Annotated in this window: 1 protein-coding gene and 1 pseudogene; both read left to right on the top strand. The window is 59.2% G+C overall.

Going from position 1 to position 825, the window contains the following annotated elements; all coding sequences use genetic code 11:
* Positions 1-206, top strand: a pseudogene (locus ASU03_RS19080) (urate hydroxylase PuuD); the annotation flags it as partial.
* A 197-nt stretch (positions 207-403) separates the two neighbouring features.
* The coding region (locus ASU03_RS19075; RefSeq protein ID WP_331456680.1) for a solute carrier family 23 protein at positions 404-825 on the top strand (422 nt) is incomplete at its 3' end.

Genomic DNA, 825 nt, shown 5'->3' with positions numbered 1-825 from the left:
CGGCCAAGCCCACCAGCCCGCTGTTCAGCACCGCACCGGCCGGGGTGATGTTCGATACCCCGGCGCAGATCCAGCAGCAAGCGGCGCGCATTCAAGCGCAGGCGGTTGCCAGCCAGATCATGCCGCTGGGCAACATTACCCAGATGACTCAACAGGAACGCGAGTTGATTGGTAGCTGGATCAATCAGGGGGCCCGCACTAACTGACAGCCTGACGCAAATCCAAAATGTGGGAGCGGGCTTGCTCGCGAATGCGGTGTGTCATTCAACCCTTAAGGTGACTGAGCCGCCGTTTTCGCGAGCAAGCCCGCTCCCACAGAGGATCTGCGGTGATTTTGAGATCGAGCTCCAAATGGCAATTGACTGCCAAACAACACAAAAATAAAAAAGATCCGAGGTGTTGCATGTCCCAGTTAGAAACGCAGATTCCTGCCGCGCCCGCCATGGTGCGGCTTCCACTTTTGCAACTGATCCTGGTAGGCCTGCAACATGTACTGCTGATGTACGGCGGCGCCGTGGCCGTACCGCTGATCATTGGACAAGCCGCGGGCTTGAGCCGTGAAGAAATCGCCGTTTTGATCAACGCCGACCTGTTGGTGGCGTGGATCGCCACCATGGTCCAGTCCTTTGGCATCGGCCCGCTGGGTATCCGTATGCCGGTGATGATGGGCGCCAGCTTTGCTGCGGTCGGCAGCATGGTCGCCATGGCAGGCATGCCGGGTATCGGCCTGCAAGGGATCTTCGGCGCAACCATCGCCGCCGGGTTCTTTGGCATGGTGATCGCGCCGTTCATGTCCAAGGTAGTACGCTTCTTCCCTCCGTTGGT

The organism is Colwellia sp. TT2012 (assembly GCF_001440345.1).
Taxonomy (GTDB): domain Bacteria; phylum Pseudomonadota; class Gammaproteobacteria; order Enterobacterales; family Alteromonadaceae; genus Colwellia.
Note: the sequence above shows the minus strand (reverse complement) of the source record. Positions and strands in the feature narration are given on the sequence as shown.